The sequence below is a fragment of the Vibrio sp. 1978 genome (genome assembly GCF_033344345.1).
Genome location: NZ_JAWPOP010000723.1, coordinates 1 through 600 on the forward strand (window position 1 = coordinate 1; position 600 = coordinate 600).

The following is a 600-nucleotide window of genomic DNA, read 5'->3' on the forward strand; positions in this document are numbered from 1 at the left end:
ACATTGTCGCGAAACTGCGGTGATTCGCGCGTCGACAATGACAACTCCACTTCCGGATTAAACAGCCGATAGGCGCAAATCAATTGCACCAACTGCTTATCCGTCATGACAGACTTCGGTTGTAATCCCGACGCTGGTACATTACCGGCACAAGGGCGTAAACGAGGAAAAGAAATCGAATAACGCGATTGCCAATAAGTACGCTCAAGGTAATCCAGATGAGCAGCAGCAAAAAAGCAGTCGGTGCGCCACTCTTCCAAACCAATCAAAGCGCCAATACCGATTTTGTCGATCCCCGCTTTTGCCAATCTATCAGGCGTTTCAAGCCGGTATCGGAAATCCATTTTATTGCCACGCAAATGATGCTGAGCATATGTTTTGGGATGATAGGTTTCTTGATACACCATCACCGCATCAAGGCCCAATGTTTTCAGTTCGACGTATTCGTCTTGATCCAACGGTTGGACTTCCATCGCTAAATAATTAAATCGCTGCTTGATGATTGGCACCATTTCGCGAAAGTATTTCATCCCAACTTTGGTCTCATGCTCACCCGTTACCAGTAACACGCTGTCGAACTTCATTCGCTTAATCGCATCA

General features: G+C 46.5%; 1 pseudogene. It reads right to left on the reverse strand.

The features are described 5' to 3' along the window. Nucleotides 1–600 (reverse strand): annotated as a pseudogene (gene thiH, locus R8N49_RS28755) (2-iminoacetate synthase ThiH); the annotation flags it as partial.